Origin of the sequence: Flavobacterium sp., assembly GCF_049318185.1 — a bacterium.
GTDB lineage: Bacteria > Bacteroidota > Bacteroidia > Flavobacteriales > Flavobacteriaceae > Flavobacterium.
Map to the genome: position 1 here is coordinate 1 of NZ_JBMOGV010000018.1, position 26,309 is coordinate 26,309.

Annotated in this window: 25 protein-coding genes and 1 tRNA gene; 10 read left to right on the top strand and 16 right to left on the bottom strand. The window is 32.0% G+C overall.

The annotated features are described in order from the left end of the window. Positions 1 to 80 precede the first annotated feature (80 nt). Positions 81 to 153, bottom strand: a tRNA-Lys gene (locus tag ACOYLT_RS03110). Positions 154 to 280: 127 nt separating this feature from the next. On the opposite strand from ACOYLT_RS03110, the gene ACOYLT_RS03115 reads away from it, so the two are divergent. Next, positions 281 to 799 (top strand): shikimate kinase, encoded by a 519-nt coding sequence (locus tag ACOYLT_RS03115; protein WP_422852384.1) that lies wholly within the window; start codon positions 281 to 283, stop codon positions 797 to 799. Here the strand turns inward: ACOYLT_RS03115 and ACOYLT_RS03120 are convergent. Next, positions 791 to 1,285 (bottom strand): phosphoribosyltransferase domain-containing protein, encoded by a 495-nt coding sequence (locus ACOYLT_RS03120; RefSeq protein ID WP_422852385.1) that lies wholly within the window; start codon positions 1,283 to 1,285, stop codon positions 791 to 793. The two genes, ACOYLT_RS03115 and ACOYLT_RS03120, sit on opposite strands and share 9 nt — an antisense overlap. Before the next feature lie 40 nt (positions 1,286 to 1,325). Continuing rightward, complete coding sequence (locus ACOYLT_RS03125) at positions 1,326 to 1,697, bottom strand: RNA-binding S4 domain-containing protein (protein ID WP_422852386.1); 372 nt, start codon at positions 1,695 to 1,697, stop codon at positions 1,326 to 1,328. Between the two features lie 79 nt (positions 1,698 to 1,776). Here ACOYLT_RS03125 and ACOYLT_RS03130 point away from each other — a divergent pair, with 79 nt between their 5' ends. After that, entirely contained in the window at positions 1,777 to 2,748 is a 972-nt protein-coding gene (locus ACOYLT_RS03130) for an FKBP-type peptidyl-prolyl cis-trans isomerase (RefSeq protein WP_422852387.1), read from the top strand. 53 nt (positions 2,749 to 2,801) lie between these two features. On the opposite strand, the gene ACOYLT_RS03135 is transcribed toward ACOYLT_RS03130, so the two are convergent. From ACOYLT_RS03135 to ACOYLT_RS03150, 4 genes are all read right to left on the bottom strand, one after another. Next, positions 2,802 to 3,755 (bottom strand): transketolase family protein, encoded by a 954-nt coding sequence (locus ACOYLT_RS03135; RefSeq protein WP_422852388.1) that lies wholly within the window; start codon positions 3,753 to 3,755, stop codon positions 2,802 to 2,804. A 53-nt stretch (positions 3,756 to 3,808) separates the two neighbouring features. After that, on the bottom strand, positions 3,809 to 4,654 hold the full coding sequence (locus tag ACOYLT_RS03140; protein WP_422852389.1) for a transketolase: 846 nt from the start codon (positions 4,652 to 4,654) through the stop codon (positions 3,809 to 3,811). An 84-nt stretch (positions 4,655 to 4,738) separates the two neighbouring features. Continuing rightward, the gene (locus ACOYLT_RS03145) at positions 4,739 to 5,461 is read right to left on the bottom strand and encodes a glycosyltransferase family 2 protein (protein ID WP_422852408.1); all 723 of its coding nucleotides are present in this window, start codon (positions 5,459 to 5,461) and stop codon (positions 4,739 to 4,741) included. Then, positions 5,461 to 7,089, bottom strand: a complete 1,629-nt coding sequence (locus ACOYLT_RS03150; RefSeq protein WP_422852390.1) for an ArnT family glycosyltransferase — start codon at positions 7,087 to 7,089, stop codon at positions 5,461 to 5,463. Before ACOYLT_RS03150 ends, ACOYLT_RS03145 begins: the two co-directional genes overlap by 1 nt. A gap of 172 nt (positions 7,090 to 7,261) precedes the next feature. On the opposite strand from ACOYLT_RS03150, the gene tgt reads away from it, so the two are divergent. The 6 genes from tgt to ACOYLT_RS03180 all read left to right on the top strand — a co-directional run bounded on the left by tgt (position 7,262) and on the right by ACOYLT_RS03180 (position 14,519). Next, positions 7,262 to 8,392 carry a tRNA guanosine(34) transglycosylase Tgt gene (gene tgt / locus ACOYLT_RS03155; protein WP_422852391.1) on the top strand — a complete coding sequence of 377 codons (1,131 nt, stop codon included), beginning with the start codon at positions 7,262 to 7,264 and terminating at the stop codon, positions 8,390 to 8,392. Between the two features lie 77 nt (positions 8,393 to 8,469). Beyond that, on the top strand, positions 8,470 to 9,555 hold the full coding sequence (locus ACOYLT_RS03160; RefSeq protein ID WP_422852392.1) for an LptF/LptG family permease: 1,086 nt from the start codon (positions 8,470 to 8,472) through the stop codon (positions 9,553 to 9,555). Next, positions 9,542 to 10,426 carry a DMT family transporter gene (locus tag ACOYLT_RS03165; RefSeq protein ID WP_422852393.1) on the top strand — a complete coding sequence of 295 codons (885 nt, stop codon included), beginning with the start codon at positions 9,542 to 9,544 and terminating at the stop codon, positions 10,424 to 10,426. The genes ACOYLT_RS03160 and ACOYLT_RS03165 overlap by 14 nt, the downstream gene beginning before the upstream one ends. Before the next feature lie 107 nt (positions 10,427 to 10,533). After that, entirely contained in the window at positions 10,534 to 11,487 is a 954-nt protein-coding gene (locus ACOYLT_RS03170; protein WP_422852394.1) for an acetyl-CoA carboxylase carboxyltransferase subunit alpha, read from the top strand. Positions 11,488 to 11,627: 140 nt separating this feature from the next. Beyond that, entirely contained in the window at positions 11,628 to 13,175 is a 1,548-nt protein-coding gene (gene dnaB, locus ACOYLT_RS03175; protein WP_422852395.1) for a replicative DNA helicase, read from the top strand. 84 nt (positions 13,176 to 13,259) lie between these two features. Next, a complete protein-coding gene (locus ACOYLT_RS03180; RefSeq protein WP_422852396.1) occupies positions 13,260 to 14,519 on the top strand; it encodes an asparagine synthetase B in 1,260 nt (419 codons plus the stop codon). Positions 14,520 to 14,558: 39 nt separating this feature from the next. On the opposite strand, the gene ACOYLT_RS03185 is transcribed toward ACOYLT_RS03180, so the two are convergent. The 7 genes from ACOYLT_RS03185 to ACOYLT_RS03215 all read right to left on the bottom strand — a co-directional run bounded on the left by ACOYLT_RS03185 (position 14,559) and on the right by ACOYLT_RS03215 (position 23,400). Further along, complete coding sequence (locus ACOYLT_RS03185) at positions 14,559 to 16,691, bottom strand: DPP IV N-terminal domain-containing protein (RefSeq protein ID WP_422852397.1); 2,133 nt, start codon at positions 16,689 to 16,691, stop codon at positions 14,559 to 14,561. Between the two features lie 60 nt (positions 16,692 to 16,751). Continuing rightward, positions 16,752 to 17,213 (bottom strand): DUF1569 domain-containing protein, encoded by a 462-nt coding sequence (locus tag ACOYLT_RS03190; RefSeq protein ID WP_422852398.1) that lies wholly within the window; start codon positions 17,211 to 17,213, stop codon positions 16,752 to 16,754. Positions 17,214 to 17,284: 71 nt separating this feature from the next. Continuing rightward, on the bottom strand, positions 17,285 to 19,909 hold the full coding sequence (gene cphA, locus ACOYLT_RS03195; RefSeq protein ID WP_422852399.1) for a cyanophycin synthetase: 2,625 nt from the start codon (positions 19,907 to 19,909) through the stop codon (positions 17,285 to 17,287). Between the two features lie 168 nt (positions 19,910 to 20,077). Beyond that, a complete protein-coding gene (locus ACOYLT_RS03200; RefSeq protein ID WP_422852400.1) occupies positions 20,078 to 20,923 on the bottom strand; it encodes an alpha/beta fold hydrolase in 846 nt (281 codons plus the stop codon). Positions 20,924 to 20,954: 31 nt separating this feature from the next. Next, positions 20,955 to 21,734, bottom strand: a complete 780-nt coding sequence (locus tag ACOYLT_RS03205) for a zinc ribbon domain-containing protein (protein ID WP_422852401.1) — start codon at positions 21,732 to 21,734, stop codon at positions 20,955 to 20,957. A 3-nt stretch (positions 21,735 to 21,737) separates the two neighbouring features. Beyond that, positions 21,738 to 22,832 carry a Nif3-like dinuclear metal center hexameric protein gene (locus tag ACOYLT_RS03210; protein WP_422852402.1) on the bottom strand — a complete coding sequence of 365 codons (1,095 nt, stop codon included), beginning with the start codon at positions 22,830 to 22,832 and terminating at the stop codon, positions 21,738 to 21,740. A gap of 1 nt (position 22,833) precedes the next feature. Next, positions 22,834 to 23,400 carry a hypothetical protein gene (locus tag ACOYLT_RS03215; protein ID WP_422852403.1) on the bottom strand — a complete coding sequence of 189 codons (567 nt, stop codon included), beginning with the start codon at positions 23,398 to 23,400 and terminating at the stop codon, positions 22,834 to 22,836. A 119-nt stretch (positions 23,401 to 23,519) separates the two neighbouring features. Here ACOYLT_RS03215 and lpxK point away from each other — a divergent pair, with 119 nt between their 5' ends. Continuing rightward, positions 23,520 to 24,539: a tetraacyldisaccharide 4'-kinase gene (lpxK, locus tag ACOYLT_RS03220; protein ID WP_422852404.1), complete on the top strand. Its 1,020-nt coding sequence runs from the start codon at positions 23,520 to 23,522 to the stop codon at positions 24,537 to 24,539. Continuing rightward, complete coding sequence (locus ACOYLT_RS03225) at positions 24,517 to 24,849, top strand: hypothetical protein (protein WP_422852405.1); 333 nt, start codon at positions 24,517 to 24,519, stop codon at positions 24,847 to 24,849. The genes lpxK and ACOYLT_RS03225 overlap by 23 nt, the downstream gene beginning before the upstream one ends. On the opposite strand, the gene gap is transcribed toward ACOYLT_RS03225, so the two are convergent. Together gap and ACOYLT_RS03235 are read right to left on the bottom strand one after the other, a co-directional pair. After that, on the bottom strand, positions 24,832 to 25,854 hold the full coding sequence (gene gap / locus ACOYLT_RS03230; protein ID WP_422852406.1) for a type I glyceraldehyde-3-phosphate dehydrogenase: 1,023 nt from the start codon (positions 25,852 to 25,854) through the stop codon (positions 24,832 to 24,834). The two genes, ACOYLT_RS03225 and gap, sit on opposite strands and share 18 nt — an antisense overlap. A gap of 71 nt (positions 25,855 to 25,925) precedes the next feature. Then, positions 25,926 to 26,309: radical SAM protein (locus ACOYLT_RS03235; RefSeq protein WP_422852407.1), on the bottom strand; the 384-nt coding region annotated here is incomplete at its 5' end.

Consider the following 26,309-nt stretch of genomic DNA (forward strand, 5'->3'; position numbering starts at 1 on the left):
ACCCAGGACCCCATCATTAAAAGTGATGTGCTCTACCAACTGAGCTATCGAGTCTGTAAGAGTTTTTAAGAAAAAAAATGTGACCCGACTGGGGCTCGAACCCAGGACCCCATCATTAAAAGTGATGTGCTCTACCAACTGAGCTATCGAGTCTTTTTCTTTTCTTGAATGCGGGTGCAAATATAAGACCTTATTATTCATATTTCAAAGCAATTTTATTATAAATTTACCTTTTTTTGGCAATAGGTGTTAATGACTTAATATATAAGGTTTTATTGTAATGCAGAAAATTATTTTGATAGGTTATATGGCTGTTGGTAAGTCTACAATTGCACAATTATTAGCTAAAAAAATCCAAATGGAATGGCTTGATTTGGATAAAGTGATAGAGAACAAAATCAATTTATCGATAAAAAATATTTTTGAACAGAAAGGTGAAATCTATTTTAGGAAAATAGAACATGATATTTTTAAAGTTCTAATTGAAAATGAGGAAAAACTTATTATAAGTACGGGTGGTGGAACACCTTGTTACGCTAATAATCATCAATTATTAAATGGAGAAAATGTAGTTTCTATTTATTTAAAAGCTTCTGTAGATGTTATTTTTGAAAGATTAAAAAATAAAAAAGACGATAGACCTTTAGTTGCTAATCAATCAGATAATGATTTAAAAGAGTTTATTGCCAAAAATATTTTTGATAGGAGTTTCTTTTATAATCAGGCTACTCATGTAATCGATATTTCTACAAAAAAACCAAATGAAGTGGTAGAAAGCATTCTTGAAAAACTAAACTAAGTAAGCATAATCATTACCGTCTTGAAAGACCACATGAACATGTTCTTTTGACGAAGTTGATAATGAAATCCCTTTAAAATCTGCTTTTACAGGAAATTTTTTATGATTTCTATCTACTAGTACCGCGGTTTTAAACTTTTTAACAGGCACCTCCAAGAAATGTTTTACACCATATACTAATGTCGTTCCAGAATTTAAAACATCATCTACTAGCACAATTCCTTTATTAGAATAAACTTCTTTAGAGATTGAGGTTTTTATGGAATCGAATGGATTTTGTTTGTCAATTATCACCTCACACAATATTACTTTTAGGTCTGAAATAGTATTTAAAACAATATTAATTTTTTCAGCTAAAGTAAATCCGTTTTTGGTTATACCAGCCAATATTATTTCTTTTTCATCAGTATAAGTTTCTACAATTTGATAGGCTATCCGTCTTATTTTATGTTCAATTTCTTGATGATTGAGGATGATATTTTGCATCTTTTTTTTGTTTTTATTAAAATTATTTTGTTGTGTTTTATTATTCAATATCTAAACCAAAATCTTCTATATCTCTTCTATCTTTTTTGGTTGGTCTTCCTGTTCCAGTTTTTCTATAATGTTCTTTTGATAGTTTTAGTAGCTCTAAATGAGCAAAAGTTTCAGAGGGGGTATCATCTTTTCTATAAATATCAACTAATTTTGCTCCCATACGACTTAGCGGAATGTCTAAAACAGTTATTTGATAAATTATTTGATCTTTTCTGAATGTAATTTTATCCATTGGAAAAACCTCCCTAGATGCTTTCGCTACCTGTCCATTTACAGTGATTTGATTTTTTCTACAAGCCTCAGTTACCATATTTCTAGTTTTATAGTAGCGAACACACCATAAAAATTTATCTACTCTCATATTTTTTCCAAATTCAAAGTTAAATTGTTTACAAAAATAAATCAATATTGTATCTTGCGCGCTTTAAATCTAAATAAAAATGAATACTTTTTTTAAAGCTATATTACTTATCACCTTGAGTATCTTTATTGTTTCTTGTACCAAAAGCGACAATACAACCGTGTCATTACGTGATTATGCCGAACAATATGATAAAGACATAAAGCTAATTGAAAAGTTTTTACAAACTCATTACATAGAAGTTATCAATCATCCTGGTTTTACAGATGATAAAGACGTTGCTTATATAGAAATTCCTGAAGGTGGATCTCAAACTTCAATTTGGAATAGTCCAGACTTAGTAACTGACTTTACTGTAGATCAAAATGATATTACCTATAAAGTATATTATTTGAAGCTAAGACAAGGTTCTGGACCTACTAGTAAGTCCCCTTGTAATGTAGATAAAGTATTAACTGCTTATCGTGGAGAATATTTATATACGGTAAAAGAAACTGTTGAAGGTGTTGAAGTAGAACGTTTAAAACATGTTCAATTTGAAGAATCAATTAATCCTCAAACATATTTTAATTTAACCTCTGTTATCAAAGGATGGAGTGAAGTATTCCCAAAATTTACAACAGGAACTTATTCTGCAAATGTTGATGGCACCATCACTTTTAATGATTTTGGAGCAGGTGTTATGTTTTTGCCTTCAGGTTTAGCTTATTATGCTAATTCTACTGCTTCAATTCCTGCTTATTCTCCTTTAGTATTTTCTTTCAAATTATATGAAATTCAAAGAAATGATCAAGATGGCGATGGTATCGATTCCTATTTGGAAGATATAAACGGTGATGGCTATGTCAGGATATTGGGTTCTGGAGTTGTAAATCCAGATGATACTGATGGAGATGAAATTCCAGATTTCTTGGATGTTGACGATGATGCAGATACTTTTAAAACTAAAATAGAAATATTAAATCCACTAACAGGTGTTGCTTATCCGTTTGCAGATATACCACTTTGTTCGGACAACAAGAAAAAACATCTTTCTACTGTATGTCACTAATATAGTAGTAAAAATAAAAATCCGCTCAATGAGCGGATTTTTTATTAAAAATATTATTTTCTCTTGATTACTCTTTCTGCGGCTTCTAGAATAGCTTGATGGTTTAGTTTGTATTTTTCCATCAATTGAACTGGTGTTCCGCTTTCCCCAAAGCTATCATTTACCGCGACAAACTCTTGAGGTTTTGGATTGTTAAGTGCTAAGACTCTAGCAACACTTTCCCCCAAACCACCTAAAATATTATGCTCTTCAGCCGTTACTACGCAACCCGTTTTAGTAACTGATTTCAATATAGCTTCATTGTCTAGTGGTTTAATAGTATGAATATTGATTACTTCTGCTGATATACCTTTACTTTCGAGTGCTTCAGCAGCTATCAAAGCTTCCCAAACTAAATGTCCGGTTGCTACAATAGTCACATCGGTTCCTTCGCTAAGCAATATCGCTTTTCCAATTACAAAAGGTTCATCTGCGGGAGTGAAATTTGGAACAACTGGACGACCAAAACGCAAATAAACCGGACCGTGATAGTCAGCAATGGCTATTGTTGCCGATTTGGTTTGGTTATAATCACAAGTATTGATTACAGTCATTCCAGGTAACATTTTCATTAATCCGATGTCTTCTAATATTTGGTGCGTCGCTCCATCTTCTCCTAAAGTTAATCCAGCATGTGAAGCACAAATTTTCACATTCTTATCAGAATAGGCAACCGATTGACGAATTTGGTCGTACACTCTTCCAGTAGAGAAGTTAGCAAACGTACCCGTAAATGGAATTTTTCCACCAATGGTTAAGCCCGCAGCAATCCCAATCATATTAGCTTCTGCAATCCCGATTTGGAAAAAGCGTTCCGGATGGTTTTTCTTAAAATCATCAAATTTTAATGAACCGATTAAATCGGCACATAGAGCCACTACATTTTCATTCGTTTGTCCCAATTCTGTCATTCCTGCTCCGAAACCTGAACGGGTATCTTTACTTCCTGTGTTGGTGTATTTTTTCATTTATGCTGAATTTATTTCAGTATCTCGCGATGCTATTATATTATTTTTACAATTTAATAATCTCCTAATGTAACTGGATTTTGTGATAATCCGTTGGCTAATTGTTCGTCGTTTGGGGCTTTTCCATGCCAAGCATGGGTATGCATCATAAAATCTACACCGTTACCCATAACGGTGTGTAGTAAAACACAAACTGGTTTACCTTTACCTGTTCTTGACTTCGCTTCGGTCATTCCGGTAACAATTGCCTCGATATTGTTACCTTCTTTAATTTCTAAAACATCCCAATCAAAAGCTTCAAACTTAGCTTTTAGATTACCCATGTTCAATACTTCATTTGTAGAACCATCAATTTGTTGTCCGTTGAGGTCAACGGTTGCAATAAGATTATCCACTTTTTTGGCGGAAGCATACATAATGGCTTCCCAGTTTTGTCCTTCTTGCAATTCGCCATCACCAGTTAACACATAAACTAAATTGCTGTCGTTGTTTATTTTTTTGGCTTGTGCAGCACCTATGGCAACCGACAATCCTTGGCCAAGTGAACCCGAGGCAATTCTAATTCCTGGTAACCCTTCGTGTGTGGTGGGATGTCCTTGTAAACGAGAGTTTAATTTTCTGAAAGTAGCCAATTCCGATACTTGAAAATAACCACTTCGAGCTAAAACGCTATAGAAAACAGGCGATATATGACCATTGGACAAGAAGAATACATCTTCTCCAATTCCGTCCATACTAAACCCTGGATTTCTTTTCAATAGGTGTTGGTATAACACCGTGAAAAATTCGGCACAGCCCAAAGAACCTCCAGGATGTCCCGAGTTTACGGCATGTACCATACGAAGAATGTCTCTTCTTACTTGAGTTGTAAAATCGTGTAAATGTTGTGTGTTAGACATTATAAATAGGTATAAATTATTTGCTGTCAAAAGTAATTCTAATTTTAAATCATGACAAATGAACTTATCACAAGTTATAAACGATTAGCTATTTTTTAATAAACCATATTTCACGATACAATACAAAGCTCTAAAGCCGTCTCTCCATCCAATTTTTTTCCCTTCGGCATAAGTTCTACCATAATAGGAAATACCAACTTCATAAATTCTGACATTTGGGATGCGAGCAATTTTTGCAGTAATTTCGGGCTCAAAACCAAATCTATTTTCATTTAATGTAATTTTTTGAATTACTTCTGTTTTAAACATTTTGTAGCAGGTTTCCATATCCGATAGATTCAAATTGGTAAACATATTAGATGCAAAAGTTAGAATATTATTTCCAATAGAATGCCAAAAAAAGAGTATTCTGTGTGCGTTTCCTCCCATAAATCGGGAACCATACACAACATCGGCAAACCCATCTAAAATTGGTTTTAAAAGTAAATTATATTCTTCTGGATCATATTCTAAATCGGCATCTTGTATGATTAATAATTCTCCTTTTGCTTTTGAAATTCCTGTGTGTAATGCAGCTCCTTTACCCTTGTTTATCTCGTGTTTAAAATACTGTATGTTCAATTCGGGATTTTGAGTGATATAGCTTTTTATTGCCTCTTCAGTATGGTCTTTTGAACAATCATTAACGATGATAATCTCTTTTTCCAACCCACCAATGAGTTGTACAAGTTTTACTTTATCAAGAATGAAGTGAATGGTATTGCCTTCATTATACGCAGGAATGATTATGGATAATTTTTTCACAATTAGTTATTTATTATTTTAATTAAATAATTTTTTTTCAGTAAATCTTGTCTTGATCTTGCTATTAAAAATTTTAATTTTAATCTTGTAATTGGGTAATAATCAAAGCTTTTTTTTACTTCTATTTTGAGATTTAAATCTTTAATTTTTTCCAAATCTTCCTCGGAAATATATACCCAAAATGATTTTTTTATGGTTTTTAATTTTTCTTTGGTCACAATTTTTGTAAATGGATTGTGTGTGTAAAAATTAAATGAGTTGGAGTGCGTATTAAATGTAAAAATGTTTTCCTTTTTGATGTTTTTACTTGCCCATTTTCCGGCTTCAGATTCGGATTGAAACGTCAATAATTTTGGATAAAAAACAAAACTTAAAAATAAATTTAAAACTAAAACAAAAACAATCAGTTGCCCACTATTTTGCTCTTTTGTTTTTCTAAAATAATACAAAATAAACAATTGTAAAACAACACAAATAATAACCCAAATATTAAATTCTGGAAAGAAAAATAAGTTAAAAACTATGAACAGCAATAGGATTAAAATTCCAACAACATAATTAGTTATTCTCCATCGATTCCATATTTTGAAGTTACAATTCGTTAAATATTCTGCTAAAATTATAGATGCAAATGGCAATGTAACAAAAATATAATGTGGCAATTTGTATTTTGATAACGATAGCATGGCAAAAATTACTATAAATCCGACTAAAGTCGTTATTTCGGGAAGTTTGGCTTTGCGATTGAATAGGTTTTTCAATTTAAAATAAAGCGAAAAATAAAAAGGAAAAATCCAAGGAAAGAAATCCCAAATTATTGATCCTAAAAAGAAGTGCCATGGTGCGCCATTATTCCAATGGTTTTCTCCCGTTATACGACCAAAACTTTGCAACCAATAATAAAAATACAATCCCTTTTTTCCTTTTTCGGGATGCAAATCAAATTGGGTATATAATCCATAAGACATTGGTAACAATATAATAGCTACAATTAAAAGCACTAAAATCCAACGAAGATTAAAAACATCGCGCCATTTTTGCTGATACATTAGGTTTATTCCTATTGGCATTAAAACTGCAATGGCACCAATAGGTCCTTTTGCGAGCATTCCTAATCCCATAAAAACCGAACCCAAAATTAGGTTGCTAATTTTTCTTTTTTCAAAAAATTCAGAAAACAACCAAACAGCTATTATTGTGCAAGAAGTTAATAAGGCATCGGTTCGGACATCATTTGTGATTAAAAAATATGCTTGTGTAGTTGCTAAAATTAGTAATGCATTTTTTGCAATTTGTCTTGAATAATACAAAATAGTAAAACGGTAAACGGCATATAAAGAAAAAAGTATAAAAAGGAAAGAAACAATTTTATAACCAAAATTTGTTGAGCCAAAAAATTTAATACTTATACTTGACAGCCAAAACAATAAAGGTGGTTTGTCTAAGTAATCTTGCTGAAATTCTTTTACTTCAAGATAGGAATTGGTTTGCGCCATTTCGGCTGAAATTCCAGCATATTGTGCTGCATCAACTTGCATAATATCAATAAATAAATTATTAAAATATATTGCAAATACGAGCAGAATTAGTAATTTTTCAAAATTTGTTAAGTGCTTAAAGAATGATTTCATCGATTAATAATATAAAATAGTTGATAAAAGTAATGCTATTTTTATCGAAAGGCAAAACTTTGTTTAGAAGTTATTAAAAGTATTGAGTACTTTAAAAATTGTTAAATAAAATCATAATTCACAATCCACAATTCACAATTCTTTTATCTTTGCCCACCATTAAAAGAGAGTAATGAAATTTGATTTACTAGCCAAAGACCCAAACTCAAGTGCGCGTGCTGGAAGTATAACAACTGACCATGGTGTTATTGAGACCCCCATATTTATGCCTGTTGGCACTGTAGCATCAGTAAAAGGAGTACACCAACGCGAACTGAAAGAGGAGATTAATCCAGATGTTATTCTTGGGAATACTTATCATTTATACTTGCGTCCACAAACAACCATTCTAGAAAAAGCGGGAGGATTGCACAAGTTTATGAATTGGGACAGAAATATTTTAACCGACAGTGGCGGTTACCAAGTGTATTCCCTTTCTGCCAATAGAAAAATTAAAGAAGAGGGTGTAAAATTCAAATCGCATATTGATGGTTCGTACCATGTTTTCACTCCCGAAAATGTAATGGAAATCCAACGTACTATAGGTGCTGATATCATCATGGCATTTGACGAATGTACACCTTATCCTTGTGATTATCGCTATGCACAAAAATCGATGAAAATGACACATCGCTGGTTAGACCGTTGTATCAATCACTTGGAAAAACTTCCTTTTAAATACGGTTACGAGCAAACTTTTTTCCCGATAGTTCAAGGTAGTACCTATAAAGATTTGCGTCAACAGTCGGCTGAATATATTGCCAATGCTGGAGCAGAGGGCAATGCTATAGGTGGATTATCAGTAGGCGAACCAGCAGAAGAAATGTATGCCATGACCGAAGTGGTAACAGCAATTTTGCCCGAAGACAAACCGCGGTATTTAATGGGAGTTGGAACCCCAATAAATATATTAGAAAATATTGCCTTGGGTATTGATATGTTTGATTGTGTGATGCCTACTCGTAATGCAAGAAACGGAATGTTGTTCACAGCTAATGGTACCATTAATATTAAAAATAAAAAATGGGAAGACGACTTTTCTCCTCTTGATGAAATGGGATATACCTTTGTAGATACCGAATATACAAAAGCGTATCTTCGGCATCTATTCGCTGCTAATGAATATTTAGGAAAGCAAATTGCTACAATACATAACCTAGGATTTTATATGTGGTTGGTTCGTGAGGCCAGAAAACATATCTTAGCAGGAGATTTTAGAGTTTGGAAAGAGATGATGGTTAAAAATATGAGCCAACGATTATAAAGTTCCGAGTTTAAAGTTCCGAGTTCAGTAAATACCCGAAACCTTAAACCCGAAACCTTAAACCCGAAACCAACTATATGTTAAAAATTATTGACAAATACATACTTAAACGCTATTTATTAACATTCATCGTAATGTTATTGATGTTCATCCCGATTGGGATAGTGATTGATGTGTCTGAGAAAGTCAATAGAATGATTGAAAATAAGGTGCCTTTTGTTAGGATTGCATCTTATTATTTAGACTTTACTATTTATTTCGCCAATTTATTATTCCCTATTTTTCTGTTCTTATCGGTTATTTGGTTTACTTCCAAATTAGCTAATAATACCGAGATTATAGCCATCTTAAGTTCGGGAATTTCATTTTCTAGATTTCTTCGTCCGTATATTATTGGGGCAACAATAGTATCAATATTGGCTTTGGTAATGAGCATTTTTTTGTTGCCAAAAGCAAGTGCCGGTTTTAATAACTTTCGATATACGTATCTTTCTGGTGGAGGTATAAGTGACATGCGTGATAATTCAGATGTTTTTCGACAAATCAGTAAAGATGAATATATTTTTGTGAGTAATTTTAATGAAATTTCAAAAATGGCTTTTAATTTTTCTATGGAAAAATTTGATGGCGATAAGTTGAAATATAAATTAATTGCAAATAGAATTAAATGGAATGTAAAAGACAGTACTTATACTTTATTCAATTATAGCAAAAGAAAGATTGGTAAGTTTGGTGATAGTATAGAATCAGGTGAAAAAAAAGATACTGTTTTCAATTTTGATTTAGAAGATTTGACACCAGTTTTTTTTATTGCAGAAACCTTACCTTTAGATGATTTGAATAAATTTATAGATAAAGAAAGAGCCAGAGGTTCTTCTAATATAAATGTCTATTTAGTTGTTTTGTACAAAAAATATAGTATACCAGTTTCAGCATTTATCTTAACTATTATAGCCGTATCTGTTTCATCCATGAGACGTCGTGGTGGCATGGGAACCAACTTGGCCATTGGAATTATCCTAGCTTTTGCCTTTGTGTTTTTAGATAAAGTTTTTGGAGTTCTTGCTGAAAAATCTGCTGCGCCACCATTATTGGCCGTTTGGACACCAAATATTGTTTTTGGAATATTAGCCATTTTTCTTTTAAGGAATGCTAAACGATAATGTAAAAAGCTATTTACATCTTCATTTGATAGTTTTCATTTGGGGGTTTACAGCCGTTCTTGGGGCATTGATTTCTTTGGATGCTTTACCATTAGTTTGGTTTCGAATGCTATTCGCAGTAGGATTTATAGCTGTTTATATTTATTTCAAAAAAATCTCTTTACGTATTTCAAAAAAAGTGTTGTTGCAGTTTTTATTCTCTGGGTTGATTATTGCTTTGCATTGGTTTACATTTTTTCACGCCATTAAAATCTCAAACATTTCTATAACCTTAGCATGTCTTTCAACTGGAGCTTTGTTTACTTCATTATTAGAACCAATATTATATGGAAAAAAAATAGTGCGATATGAAGTTTTTTTTGGATTACTCGTTGTTTTTGGTTTGTATATTATATTTAAAGTTGAAGGAAATTATTTTTTGGGAATCATAATCGCATTGACTTCAGCTTTTCTATCGGCATTATTTGCTGTTATTAATTCTAAGTTTGTGAAAGAGCATGACCCTACAATTATTTCATTTTATGAACTCTCGGGAGGGGTTATTTTTTTTACTTTTTTACTCTTCTTTAACCATAGTTTTTCTCCAACTTTTTTCCGGCTTTCTGCTAAAGATTTAATGTATTTGTTGATTTTAAGTTCGGTTTGCACTTCTTATGCTTTCATAGCATCAACTTCAGTTATGAAGTTTTTAAGCCCTTATACAGTAATGCTTACCATTAATTTAGAACCTATTTATGGTATAATTTTAGCTGTTTTGATTTTTAAAGATAAAGAAAGAATGAGCTTTGAATTTTATTTAGGTGCTTTCATAATTTTGCTAACGGTATTATTAAATGCTATCTTAAAAAGCCGTAAATTAAAATTAAATTAATGTTAGTTAAAGGTTAGTGTTGTTTAAAACTAATCTTTGATATGTGCTTTTTATCACAATTTAAAATTTTATATTTGCGGTTCGATTAAACAAAAACTAACAACTCTATGGAATATTTAGATTTTGAACTTCCTATTAAAGAATTAGAAGATCAACTCGATAAATGCCTGATAATTGGTACTGAATCTAATGTTGATGTAACAGATACTTGCCAACAAATTGAAAAAAAATTAGAAGAAACCAAACGTAAAATTTATAAAAATCTTACCGCTTGGCAAAGAGTTCAGCTATCACGTCATCCAAATCGTCCTTATACTTTAGAACATATTACTAATTTAACAAAAGGTACTTTCCTTGAAATGTTTGGTGACAGAAATTTTAAAGACGATAAAGCCATGATTGGGGGTTTAGGCAAAATTGATGGACAATCATTTATGTTAATAGGACAACAAAAAGGGGTTAATACAAAAATGCGTCAATTGCGTAATTTCGGTATGGCAAGTCCAGAAGGTTATCGCAAAGCTTTGCGTTTGATGAAAATGGCTGAGAAATTTGGCATTCCAGTAGTTACTCTTATAGATACCCCTGGGGCATATCCAGGTATGGAAGCCGAAGAAAGAGGGCAAGGAGAGGCTATCGCTAGAAATATATTTGAAATGGTAAGATTAAAAGTACCAATTATATGTGTTATCATTGGTGAGGGTGCTTCTGGTGGAGCTTTAGGAATAGGTGTAGGGGATAGAGTTTTGATGCTAGAAAACACATGGTATTCTGTCATCTCTCCAGAGTCTTGTTCTTCTATATTATGGAAAAGTTGGGAGTATAAAGAACAAGCAGCCGAAGCCTTGAAGCTGACTTCTTCAGACATGAAAAAAATGAAATTAGTTGATGATGTTATACCAGAGCCACTTGGTGGAGCTCATTACGATAAAGAAACTACATTCAAAACTGTTGAACAATATATAATGAATGCTTTTAACGAATTAAAAGATTTATCAACAGAAGAATTAGTAACCCAAAGGATGGATAAATACAGCAAGATGGGAGAATATAAGGAGTAAAATCTTATAAAATGATTATAAATCCGAATCCCAATGGTTTCGGATTTTTTTTTGGTTATTAACAAAAAATAGAAACTTATAAACATTTACTTTGAATAACTCTATGCTGATAATTTTTGTAAAATAGTTACTTTCGTTACATGGAAAATCTCAGAAATATTAGTCCAATTAAAGTGGATAAGACAACTATTATAAACTTAGAAAAAGGGAAGCTACCACCACAAGCACTCGACCTTGAAGAGGCTGTTCTTGGTGCAATGATGATTGATAAAAAAGGCGTTGATGAGGTAATTGATATTCTGCAGCCTGATGCTTTTTATAAAGAAGGACATAAACACATTTTTGAAGCTATTTTTCAGTTGTTCACAGATTCTCAACCTATTGATTTATTAACAGTTTCTGCTCAGTTAAAAAAAGCAGGTAAACTTGATTTAGCTGGAGGCGATTTTTACTTAATTCAATTAACACAAAAAATATCCTCATCAGCACATATTGAGTTTCACTCAAGAATTATATTACAAAAATTTATTCAGCGTAGTTTAATCAAAATATCTTCTGAAATCATTGAAGAATCCTATGATGAATCTACAGATGTGTTTGATTTGTTAGACAAAGCTGAATCTAAATTATATGAAGTAACTCAAGGAAATATAAAACGTAGCTCAGAAACAGCTCAAAGCCTTGTAATTCAAGCAAAAAAACGAATTGAAGATATTGCTAATAAAGAAGGAATGAGTGGAATTGCTACTGGTTTTGAAAAATTAGACAAAATTACTTCCGGATGGCAACCTTCAGATTTGATAATTATTGCAGCTCGTCCTGGTATGGGTAAAACTGCTTTTGTACTTTCTATGGCAAGAAATATGGCAATAGATTTTGGACATCCTGTAGCTTTATTCTCTTTAGAAATGTCATCAGTGCAGTTAATTACTCGTTTGATTTCTTCGGAAACTGGTTTGTCTTCAGAAAAATTGAGAACCGGAAAATTAGAAAAACATGAGTGGGAGCAATTATCAACTAAAGTTAAAGATTTAGAAAGTGCACCATTATATATTGATGATACTCCATCTCTTTCAATATTTGATTTACGTGCAAAAGCACGTCGTTTGTCTTCACAACATGGAATCAAATTAATAATTGTAGACTATTTACAATTGATGACTGCAGGCGGAAGTAATGGAAAAGGAGCAGGGAATAGAGAGCAAGAAATTTCTACTATTTCTAGAAATCTAAAAGCTTTAGCTAAAGAATTGGAAGTTCCAGTGATTGCATTATCTCAGTTATCTCGTGCTGTGGAAACACGTGGTTCAAGTAAAAGACCGTTACTTTCTGACCTTCGTGAATCAGGAGCAATTGAACAAGATGCAGATATTGTTTCTTTTATTTATCGTCCAGAATATTATAAAATTGATGAATGGGATGATGATGAGCAATCTCCAACTGCTGGTCAAGCTGAATTTATCATAGCAAAACACCGTAACGGTTCTCTAGAAAATATTCGTCTGAAATTTATTGGCAACCTAGGTAAGTTTGATAATTTAGAAGAATATAGTAGTGCTTTTAATGATTTACCTTCAAAAATGAATCATGACGATAATCCTTATATAACCAATAATCTGCCTTCGCCTAATGAAGCTTTTGGTAGTAATATCAATAGAAATGATGACGACAGTGATGTTCCTTTTTAAAAAATATAATCCCTAGAAATCGAGATTTTTTTATATTTTTCTTCACAGTAAATCAGTTATCTTTGGATTTATTATTTTATTAAGATGTTTAAAAAGTCATTTTATATTTTCCTTTTGCTGATTTCCTTTTCCACGAGGGCTAATTTTATATTGCTCCCCATGGACGAAACCTCACAGAAAAATCATTTGAAAGCTTATGGAATTACTTATTGGGCTTTGGATAAACAATATAAAGCCAGTTGGTTATTAAATTATCGCGGTGGTTCTTTTCTTTTGCCTGATGTACCCGAGATTAGAAAAGAATGTCAAATTAGAGGTGTGAGTTTTGAAATATTATCGGATGGTGAAGAGCAATCAATACTACTAGCTATTTCAAGTCCATCACAAAATATGGAAACGGTTGTTTTGGAAAAAGCTCCTAAGATAGCTGTTTATTCACCACCAGGAAAACAACCTTGGGACGATGCTGTAACGATGGTATTAACTTATGCTGAAATTCCTTTTAAAGTAATTTATGATGAAGAAGTATTGAGTGATCAGTTGATTTTATATGACTGGTTGCATTTGCATCACGAAGATTTTACAGGACAATATGGAAAATTTTATGGTGCATACAGAAATGCGCCTTGGTATATTGAACAAAAGAAAGATGCTGAAGCTTTAGCTGCCAAATTAGGTTTTGCAAAAGTATCACAAGAGAAACTAGCTGTGGCCAAAAAGATTAGAGACTTTGTTATCGGCGGTGGTTTTATGTTTGCTATGTGTTCTGCTACTGATAGTTTTGATATCGCTCTCTCTGCGGAAGGTTCAGATATTTGCGATCCAATGTTTGACGGTGATGATAGTGACCCAAATTATCAATCTAAAGTTGATTATTCTAGAACCTTTGCTTTCAAAGATTTTATTCTTGATAGAAGACCAGAACATTATGAGTTTTCTGATATTGATATGACAGAAAAGCGAAGAATTCCTTTCGAAAAAGATTACTTCAGCTTGATGGAATTTTCAGCCAAATGGGATGTTATTCCAAGTATGCTATGTCAAAATCATACCCAATTAGTAAAAGGTTTTATGGGACAAACTACTTCTTTTGATAGCAGTTTGATTAAGTCTAATATATTGATTTTAGGAAAAAATGAACTTAATGATGAAGCACGTTATATCCATGGTCAAAAAGGAAAAGGGTTTTTTACTTTTTATGGTGGTCATGACCCAGAAGATTATCAGCATAGAGTAGGTGATGAGCCAACGGTTTTAGATTTACATCCTAATTCGCCTGGTTTCCGATTGATTTTAAATAATGTTTTGTTTCCTGCTGCCAGAAAGAAACCTCAAAAAACATAATAAATCTCCAAATTATATTTGGGATTTTAATTTTTGTACTTACTTATTATTCTCAATCACATAATTCAACACTTTAGTCATCAAATGCACTCTGTCTTTTCCAATGACGTTGTGTTTGTGCATTGGGTAAGGAAAGTAATCAACTTGTTTTCCAAGTTCAACGAATTTCTTAACTAGAGAAAGGTTATGCTGTTCAACAACTACATCATCACTTGTTCCATGAATTAAAAGTAATTTTCCTTTTAAATCTTTGGCATAATTCATCACACAAGCTTCATCAAATCCTTTTTTATTCTCTGCAGGTGTGTCCATGTAACGTTCGCCATACATAATTTCATAATATTTCCAATCGGTTACTGGTCCACCAGCAACACCCACTTTGAAAGTATCAGGTTTTCTTGTCATTAAAGAAGTTGTCATAAAACCACCAAAGCTCCAGCCATGAACCGTTAAACGATTACCATCTACATAAGGCAATGATTTTAAATAGTCAACGCCTTTGATTTGGTCGTCAATTTCGTTGACACCTAATCTTCCATGAATTGCACTTTCAAATGCAAATCCGCGATTGTCTGAACCGCGATTGTCAACTGTAAAAACCAAATAGCCTTGTTCTGCCATCCAGTACATCCAAAGATTAGCACCATCAAGATATGAATTGGTAATCATTTGCGCATGTGGTCCGCCATAAACGTAAACCAAAACTGGGTATTTTTTAGATGGGTCAAAGTTGCTTGGTTTTATTAATCGTGTGTATAAATCAGTACTACCATCAGCAGCTTTTATGGTTTTAATATCGGCACTACCTATTTCATAACCCTCATATTTGTTTTTACTTTCGAGTAAAATGATTGCCTTGCCTTTTTTATCGTATAATAATGATTTTGAAGGAGTGGAATGATTTGAATATTCATCAAAAAGCCAATTTCCATCTGTTGACACCATTACGTTATGAATACCTTCGTCTTGGGTTATCAAGGTTTGTTTTCCTTTTAAATCAACTTTATATACCAACATATTAATGCCTTTGTCACCAGTTGCTTTGAAATAAATTTCGGTTCCAGTTGGATTTGCTCCAATGATTTCGCGAGTTGGAAATTTATTGGTAGTCAGTTGTTTGATTAATTTTCCGTCAATAGAGTAGTAGTACAGGTTGTTAAAACCGTCTTTTTCGGAAATCCAAATGAAGTTATTTGATTTATTGTTTGGGAAAAACGCAGGATGTTCTGGTTCAACCCAAGCATTATTTTTTTCATTAAAAAGTGTTTTTATAAACAAACCCGTTGCGGCATCATATAAATCTAAATTCATATCATTTTGACCACGATTTAACGCGGCTATCAGCATGTATTTTTCATCTGGGGACCAAGTGAGGTTTGTCAAATAGTCATCGGTATTTCCTCTTGGCATTATAAAAACTGTTTTCTGAGTAGTCAAATTGTAAATTCCAACTCTTGGTTTTTCTGATTTTTGACCAATCATTGGATATTTAATGTTTACCAATTTTCCAGGAGTTTCATTAATATCTAATAACGGATAATCAGCAACATCTGTTTCGTCTTTTTGATAAAATGCGATGTAAGTTGATTGAGGTGACCAAAAAATACCGCCATTAATGCCAAACTCGTTTCTAGAAATGGATTGTCCGCAAACAATATTTTTATCGGTGTTATTGGTAACTGTTATCTTTTCTTTGTTTTTATTGAAGTAGCATAAATTGTTAGCTTCTGTAAAAGCTATATTTATTTTTGCGTTATCAAAGGTTTGATTTTCGGCAGTTTCTGGAACTTCTTGAATAAGTTTTCCTGATTTAGTATTAATGTTATAACTATAATACTTTCCTGTTTCAGATAATAAAATGGTAGTTGAATCAATCCATTGTACACTAAAGAAATTTTTCAATTTTGTTCCCAATGCGGTATTTATGTCGTTAAGTTTTACCAATTCAATTGCATCTTTTTTGGTTACATTGGCACTCATCATTTTTGTCCAAGAATCAGTGTAATAAGCATAATTATTGGAATTCGGTAACCATTGAAAACCTGTTAATTTATCGGCGCCAAATTTTCTGTTTTGTTGTAAAACAGCTTCTTCTAAACTGAATTTTTTTAATTGGGCTTGAGTAGAAAATGCTATTAAAAAGCATACGAATAGTAAAATCTTTTTGTTCATGAGGTAATTTTATTGTTGGATGTAAATGTATTAAAAAAGCATAATTTCTTGGTTAAAAGATTACCCATTATTGTTGATGTCATTTATGATTTTCAAATGATGATAAGTATGTAGTTTTAAAAACCAAAGAGTATTTTTTAAGTTCAAATCACCAAAATAAGGATGATTAAAATAACTATTTGTAGGAAGATTTTCTAGTTCAATTATATTGATTTTTGAAGCTTCAAGTTTTGTAGTTAGGATTTCTTTTGAAGCGATTTCTTTTGGTTGCACTACTTTTGGTGCTTTTACTTTTCCTCTTGGAATTTTATTGATTGTTTTTATATAGCCACGTTTTAAATTAAAACGCCATTTGTATTGTTCAGGATTTGAATTTTTTAGTTGTATAATTATTCCATTAATAACCATTAAACTGTGGTCTAAATGCCAACCAATGCTCGACTCAGAAACAGTTAAGTTTAATTTTTCGTGATTATCAATTTGGTTTTCTAATTGATGAATAAGTTGAATGAGTGTAGTCATAATAAATTGAAATTTTAAAAAATCCCAAAGCCTTTAAGAATTTTGGATTTATTTTTTATGTATTATATAAATTAAATATTTCCATCTTCATTTTCCTTGTCTAAATATTCTTGAACGATATCAATAGCATTAGTAACCACATCACTCAATGCTGTGATAAAAGTGCCATCTTGTGCACTATTAATGGCATGTTTTATTGCTTCGGTTTCTTTTGGAATGATTTCATAGGTAACATCTCTGTTTACTTCATTTATACCTTCCATGATTAAACTTATGATTTCCTCATCAGTTCTTCCTCGTAAATATTTTTCTTGTCGGATGATTATATGGTCAAACATGCGAGCCGCAATAATAGCACATTCTTTAATATCTTCATCACGACGATCGCCGACACCAGCAATAATTCCAATTTTTTTGGTAGCTTCAACGGATGATAAATATTCTTCCACACCACGATATCCAGCGGGATTGTGAGCAAAATCAATTAAGACTTTAAATTTTTTGAAATCAAAGATATTCATTCTTCCAGGTGTTTGTGCAGCACTAGGAATGAAGGTTTGTAACGACAAGCTAATATCTTCTGTTTTAAAACCTTGTAAATAGGCAGCTAAAGTGGCGGCTAATACATTAGCAATCATGAATTTGGCTTTTCCACCCATAGTCAAAGGCACATGTGTAGCACGTTCTATACGAATTTTCCATTCGCCTTTTTTAATGGTAATATATCCATTTTCATATACGGCTACTATCTTTCCTTCTTTGGCAAATTTTTGCGCATTTGGGTTGTTTTCATCCATACTAAAGTAGGCTATATTACAACTCAACTCGTTTGCAATTTTTAAGCATTGAGAGTCTTCGGCATTTAAAATTGCCCATCCATCTTTCTTAACACTGCGAACTACTGTTGCTTTGACTTTAGCCAAATCATCTAAATTATGAATGTCGCTTAAGCCCAAATGGTCTTCTTGAATATTAGTAATGATTCCAATATCACATCGACTGAATCCTAAACCAGAACGAAGAATTCCTCCACGGGCAGTCTCTAAAACAGCAAATTCTACAGTTGGATCTTTCAAAATATATTCAGCAGAAATTGGACCAGTTGTATCGCCTTTTTCCATCATGTGGTTTTGAATATAAATTCCGTCCGAAGTTGTAAAGCCCACTTTGTAACCATTATTTTTTATAATATGTGCTAATAATCGAGTAGTGGTAGTTTTTCCATTGGTACCCGTCACTGCAATTATAGGAATACGACTTGGTTTGCCAGGAGGATACAACATATCAATTACTGGTGCGGCAACATTTCTTGGCAATCCTTCGGAAGGTGCTAAGTGCATACGAAAACCAGGAGCAGCATTTACTTCAAGTATGCAACCACCATTTTCTTTCAAAGGTTGAGTTAAATTTTCAGCCATGATATCTACGCCACAAATGTCTAATCCGATGACACGTGATATACGTTCGCAGAGGAAAATATTTTCTGGGTGCATCATATCTGTAACATCTACTGATGTTCCGCCAGTGCTCAAATTTGCGGTTGATTTTAGGTAAACAACTTCATCTTTTCTTGGAACAGTTTCTAGAGTATAACCTAATTTTTCTAATAAATCAGTAGTATCCCTATCAACATCTATTTGAGTTAAAACATTTTCATGTCCGTAACCACGTTTTGGGTCGAGGTTTGTTTCATCAATTAACTGTTGGATGTTTTGTTTTCCGTCTCCTTTTACGTGTGCTGGTTCTCTTTTTGCAGCAGCTACTAATTTATTGTCAATTATTAAAACTCTAAAATCAAAACCTGTGATAAATTTTTCAACAATAACTCTTCGGCTATACTTTTGTGCATAAGCTAAACCAGAAACTGCATCTTCCCATGTAACAACATTGATAGAAGCGCCTTTTCCATGATTTCCATCTAAAGGTTTAATAACAATAGGATATCCAATTTTCTTGATAGTATTTTCTAAATCTTCTTCATCTACACATATTCCGCCACTAGCAACTGGTATCGATGCCAAGTCTAGCATTCTTTTGGTTTCTTCTTTATTACAGGCAATATCAACAGCTATGCTACTTGTTTTACAAGTAATAGTAGCTTGAAAACGCATTTGATTGACTCCATAACCCAATTGTACCAAAGAATTTGTACCCAATCGTATCCAAGGAATATCGCGCGCAACGGCTTCTTCCACAATACTTCCTGTTGAAGGACCAAGGCGAACACGTTCCCGAATTTCTCGCATTTTTTGAATATCGCCTTCTACATCATAGTCAGTTCCGGCTATCAATGCTTCGGCTATAGCAACCGAACTTTCAGCAGCAAAAAGACCAACATTTTCCTCGGTATAACTAAAAACGACATTATAAATTCCAGGTGTTTTGGTTTCCCGTGTTCTGCCAAAACCAGTTTCCATTCCAGCTAATGTTTGAATTTCCAATGCGATATGTTCTATAACATGACCCATCCAAGTGCCACGTTCTATTCGAGAAAAGAAACCGCCACGAGTTCCTTCAGAACAACGATGTTCTATCATAGTAGGAAACATGGCTTCAATACGTTCTCGAAAACCTTCAATTTTATTAGTTGGAAATTGTTCCATTTCTTCCAAATCCAATCGCATTTGGATAAGTTTTTTGCGTTGCACACTCCAAATATTTGGTCCGCGTAGTGCTTGTATTTTATCTATTTTCATGATTAGGGATAGTTAATGATAGATTTTGGTTATGCTTTTATAAAAATAGGAAATATTTATTTTTATAAAGTATTTTTTTTAAATAAAACTTAAAAAATTTCATTGATACATACGTTCTTTATTCAGGATCTCAGCAAGTAATAAAATTAGTGAATAAATAGATAAAAATTATTCTTCTGTTATAAATGCTGTGATTTTTTGGTATAAATTTTCATCATGCAAGCTGTGTCCTAAGCCTTTTGTTTCTATATAAATAGAATTTTTCCAAGCTTTGGCATACAATCTTCCTTCTTCAACTTGAATTACGTTATCACCATAATCATGAGCAATTAAGGCTTTTTGTTTCAAGTTTTTAGCAAATAAATGTCCTGCAAATTCATCTATATTTATATTGAATTTTTCTTGATAATAATTTTCTAGAAGTAATTTTACTTTAGTATTTAAACTAAGTATTTGAATAAAATTATCATTTATCTTTTTAAAATTTGATGGAGCGCCTAGCATTACAACTTTTTCTATAGCATCGTTTTTGTATTTATGTAGATAAAAGGCAATGGAAGTGCCACCAATAGAATGTCCGATGATTATTTTTGGATTGTATTTTTGAGCCAAAATATGAATGAATTCTGCATATTTTGGAGCATTAAATTCAGAACTGGAACTTAAACCGTGAGCTGGCGCATCAATAGCAATAATTGTATGATCGTAGGGTTTTAAGTGCTCAAGTAATTTTTTCCAACGCGAAGCATTGCTCTCCCAGCCATGGGCTAGTAATATAATTTCTTTTGAACCTTTCCAAATATAGGCATGAAAGTCTTCATTGTCATACTTGAATAGTTCTAATGTTGCATTTTGTAGAGACTTCGGTAAATTATTTTTGTCTAATTTTCTTTTTCTGGGTTGACTAAAAATGGTGTAAGCTAATTGCTTAGCTTTTTCAGTGTTGAAATAACTATATACATTGATATATAAACCAACAGATTTTGTTATGAGAAAGTATTTGATTTTTTTCATAAAAAAATCCCGAACAAGTCGGGATTAATTATTATAGGTGAGCAAATATTTTTTGCATTTTTTCTCTTTCTTCTTCTGCTAATAAAGCATCAACTAAAATTCTTCCTGAATGTTCGTCAGTGATAATTTTTTTGCGCGCTGCAATTTCAACTTGTGTTTGTGGAGGAATTGTAAAGAACGATCCTGCTGAAGCACCTCGCTCAATAGAAACAACAGCTAAACCATTGCGAACACTGGAACGAATTCTTTTGTATGCGGCTAATAATCTTTCTTCGATTTGAGCTTCATAATTGGCAGATTTCTCTATTAAGAAGCTTTCTTCTTTTTGTGTTTCAGACATTATATCACTTAATTCAGCTTTTTTGTGTTTTAAATGAGATGTTTTTTGGTCTAATTTTTCTTTAGAGTTTGCTATTACTTCTTTTTTGTGTTCGATAGAAGCTTTCAATTCTTTGATTTGTTTTTCAGCCAATTGAATTTCTAATTCTTGAAATTCTACTTCTTTTGTCAATGAATTGAATTCTCTATTATTACGAACTTCTTTTTGTTGAGCAGTATATTTTTTGATAGCTGCTTGATGGTCATCAATAGCATTTTTTTTAGTTTTAATTTGTTCTTCAATTATAACTAAATCACTTTTTAATTTATCTAAACGAGTGCTCAAGCCTGTTACTTCATCTTCTAAATCTTCCACTTCTAAAGGTAATTCACCTCTGACGTTTCTGATTTCATCAATTCTTGTATCTATGATTTGTAAATCATAAATAGCTCTTAATTTGTCCTCAACACTTAGTTCTTTTGTAGCAGCCATATTTTATAAGTACTTAACTGGATTTGTATTTTCTTCTGAAAAATTGATTGCAAAATTAGGGATTTTTTTCTTAAGAAAATCAACAATATAATTTTTTGTAAATCTTTCGCTTTCAAAGTGTCCAATGTCGGCTAAAACCAATTGATTTTCAGCTTCATAAAAGTTGTGATACTTTAAATCGGCGGTTAAAAAAATATCAGCTCCAGCTTGTTTGGCATTACTAATGGCAAAACTCCCCGAACCGCCGAGTACAGCTACTTTTTTTATTGGTTTTCCAAGTAATACACTATGACGAATGCTGCCACATTGCATTTTATCTTTTACAAAAGAAAGGAACTCATTTTCTTTCATAGGTTTCTCAAGTTCACCTATCATTCCGAGTCCAATATTTTGGTGAACATTTTGTAATTCATGAATTCCATAAGCTACTTCTTCATAAGCATGATTGTTGAATAAGGCTTTTAGAACTTTAGATTGTAAGTGTTTCTCATAGGTTACTTCAATTTTAATTTCTTCATTTTCTACAAATTCAAAGCGATTGCCAATTTTGGGATCACTATCTTCATTGCCCATGAAAGTGCCTATGCCATTAGAATTAAAACTGCAATTTTCATAGTTGCCAATTTTTCCTGCGCCGGATTCAAACAAAGCATTTCTTAATTTCTCTACATTCTCAGGTGTGGTGTAAGTAACTAGTTTTTGGATGAAGTTTTGTTTTGGTACTAAAATCTTGGTATTGATTAAACCTAAAACATCACTGAATATTTTATTTACACCATTTTTATGATTATCTAAAGCAGTATGAACAGCATAAATGGCAATGTCATTTTTTATGGCTTTTAGAATTGAGCGCTCCACATAATTTTTTCCAGTTATTTTCTTTAATCCTGAGAATATTATAGGATGAAAGCAAACTACCAAGTTGCATTTTTTAATAATAGCTTCGTCAATTATATTTTCTAAAGCATCATGGCAAACCAGAATTCCTGTTATTTCAGTTTCTATGTTACCTACAAGTAAACCAACATTGTCAAAATCTTCAGCATACGCCAAAGGTGCCATTTCTTCAAGTATTGGGAGTATTTCTTTTAGTTTCATATTATGTTGCCCATTGGTTTAAATATTCTTTTATGATCCAAACACCATTTACTTTTTCTAATAATAAAAAACTACCACTGTTGTGCTCAATGTTTCTGTAGAATGCAATTTTTACTAAAGCAAAATTATTATTTGAAAAATATATAGGTTTATTAATTATAAGTAATCGTTGGTTGTTTTCACCATATTGATTAGAAATTTTTTGAAAATCTTCTAAAGATAAACAGTTATTAACTTTACTTTTGAGATATTGATTTTGATTGTTGAATAAGTTATTGTATTCTATTGACCAATCATCGTCTATGCCATAGATGATTTGTTTTTTTATTTCGATACCATATTTATTAAGGAAATCACTTTTTGAAATTACTTCCAAAACTTCCTCATTATTAGGTGCTTTTTTACAATAAAAATTTAGAAGTTGTAATCTTCCTTTGGCAATAACTTTTTCATTTTTGTAGTATTTAGAAAATATGATTTTCAAAATTTTAACGTTATCGTTTTCTTGAGCAAAAATACTTGTAGTGTTGAAAAAAAATAAAGCTATTATAAAGTAAAATGTTTTCATTTGTTTAGCTCAAAAGGCATAAATAATTTTAAACTGAAATTTTTTCAAAGATAAAATCTTTTACATCAAAAATATAAAAAACATTCGTGTATTAGAGGTAAATTCTCTATTTTCGTACTATGATTTTGTTACGAAAATTACTTTTCCCCTTTGCCATTCTTTATGGTTTACTTACTTCTTTAAGAATTTATCTTTACGATAAAGGTATTTTTAAATCCTATTCTTTTGACATTCCCGTTATTGTTGTTGGTAATATAAGTGTTGGCGGTACAGGAAAAACACCTCAGATTGAATATTTAATAAGGTTACTTTCCTCTAAATACAAAATAGCAACCTTGAGTAGAGGTTACAAAAGAAAATCAAAAGGTTTTGTTTTGGCGGATGCTGCTTCAACTGCTGAAATTCTAGGAGATGAACCTTTTCAATATTTTAAAAAATTTCCTGAAATCAAAGTAGCTGTTGATGAAGACAGAAAAAACGGAATTGAGCAATTATTGAATCAAAAATCTAGACCTGAAATTATTTTGTTAGATGATGCTTTTCAGCATCGCAAAGTAAAAGCAGGTTTTTACATTCTTTTGACGGCTTATGAAGATTTATTTTGCGATGATTTTATATTACCAACAGGAAATCTGAGGGAAACAAGAAATGGTGCCAAAAGAGCTAATATGATAATTGTTAGTAAATGTCCGCCAACAATTTCTCAACTTGAGCAAGAAACCATTAAAAAGAAAATAGGTTTTGATATTCCAATATTTTTTAGTTTTATTGACTATGACAACAAGGTTTATAATCAAAATGACACTTTGGAAGTTTCAGAAATTAAATCAAAAGAAAAAGTTTTATTAGCTGGAATTGCAAATCCAAAGCCTTTTTTCGATTATTTAAAAACTAAAAAAGATGATATTTTGACTTTTTCTGATCATCATCATTTTAGCGAAAGTGAAATTATAAACTTTAAAAATATAGCAAGGGACAAAGTTATAATTACAACCGAAAAAGATTTTGTACGTTTGAATTCAGAAATCTTAGCAAAACAATTATATTATTTACCTATCAAAAGTAAGTTCATTGATAATCATGAAGCTTTTGATGAATCTATTTTAAACTATTTGGGTGCTTGTTCAAGAAACCGTTAATTTTATAAAGGGCAAAATAAATTTCACTCCAGAATATGGTGTGATTTTGGGTTCTGGATTAGGGAGTTTTACGGATGATATTACAATTGAATTCACTTTGCAGTATGCGGATTGTGTTGGCATGTCAACCATTCCCGAGGTTATAGTTGCTCGATACATGGATTTGGAAACTTTTGGTATTTCAGTAATTACAGATATGGGTAGTGAAGAATATTTAGCATCTATAACTCATGATGAAGTTTTAAAAGCTGCTAACGAAGCAGAACCTAAATTGAGACAATTAATCAAAGAATTAATTCTTCAATACTAATTGATTGTGTTTTTTAGGCTTATTTTCCATAAATAAAATCAAGTCAATTATTCTGGAAGAATATCCAATTTCGTTATCATACCAACCCACTACTTTAACCATTTTATCAATAACTGAGGTTAGTTGCGAGTCAAATAGGCAAGAATTCGTATTGCCAATAATATCTACAGATACAATTGGATCTTCAGTATAGGCTAGAATTCCTTTGAGATAGGTTTCAGAGGCTTTTTTGAAAGCAGTGTTGATTTGTTCAATGGTTACCGCTTTTTTTACATAGCATGTAATATCCGTCAAAGAACCATCAGGAACAGGAACTCGAATGCCACTTCCACCTATTTTACCATCCATTTCAGGAAAAATTTTAGTCAATGCTTTTGCTGCTCCTGTAGTTGTGGGAACAATAGATTGACTTGCACCACGAGATCTTCTTAAGTCTTTGTGTGGTTGGTCATGCAAACTTTGATCAGTAGTATAAGAATGAACCGTTGTTATGTAGGCTTGTTCAATGCCACAAAGTTCATTAATTACTTTAATCATAGGTGCAGCATTATTTGTAGTGCAACTAGCATTAGAAACTATGGTTTCAGTTCTGTCCAATATATTTTCATTTACGCCAAGTACTACAGTTTTTATTTCTGAAACTTCTGAAGGAGCTGATAGAATAACTTTTTTTGCACCAGCCAAAATATGTTTGTTTATGTCTTTAAAAGTGGTAAACTTTCCTGTACTTTCAACTACAAAATCAATGTTTTTCCATTGCAGTTTGCTTATTTCTTTTTCATGAAAAAAGGGAAATGGTTTACCATCAATACTAATTGAAGTATCGTCATAAGTAACAGTATTAGACAAAACACCGTGAATACTATCGTATTTTATTAAATGCGCCATAGTACGATTATCGGCAACGTCATTAATAGCAACTACTTCAATAGATGGATGGTTTAAAAGTAATCGGAATAAGTTGCGGCCAATTCTTCCAAACCCATTAATGGCTATTCTTGTCATAAATTATAAAGTGATAAATTTAGTTCTAATAGTGGGGAAGTCTTTAGATATTTCTACTATACAACTTGTAACTATAGTATATGTTTTTCAGCATGATATGATGAACGAACTAAAGCTCCACTTTCAATATGACGAAACCCCATTTCCTTGCCAATTTTTTCATATTTTTCGAATTGCTCGGGAGTAATATATTCTTTAACGGGCAAATGTTTTTTACTTGGTTGTAAGTATTGACCAATGGTTACAATATCTACATAATTATCTCTCAAATCTTGCATGGTTTGAATAACTTCCTCCTCAGTTTCACCAAGGCCAAGCATAATTCCTGATTTTGTTCTTTTTACTCCTTGTTCTTTCAAGTATTTTAATACTGCTAAACTTCTGTCATATTTAGCTTGTATTCGAACTTCACGAGTTAAACGGCGGACAGTTTCAATATTGTGTGATACTACTTC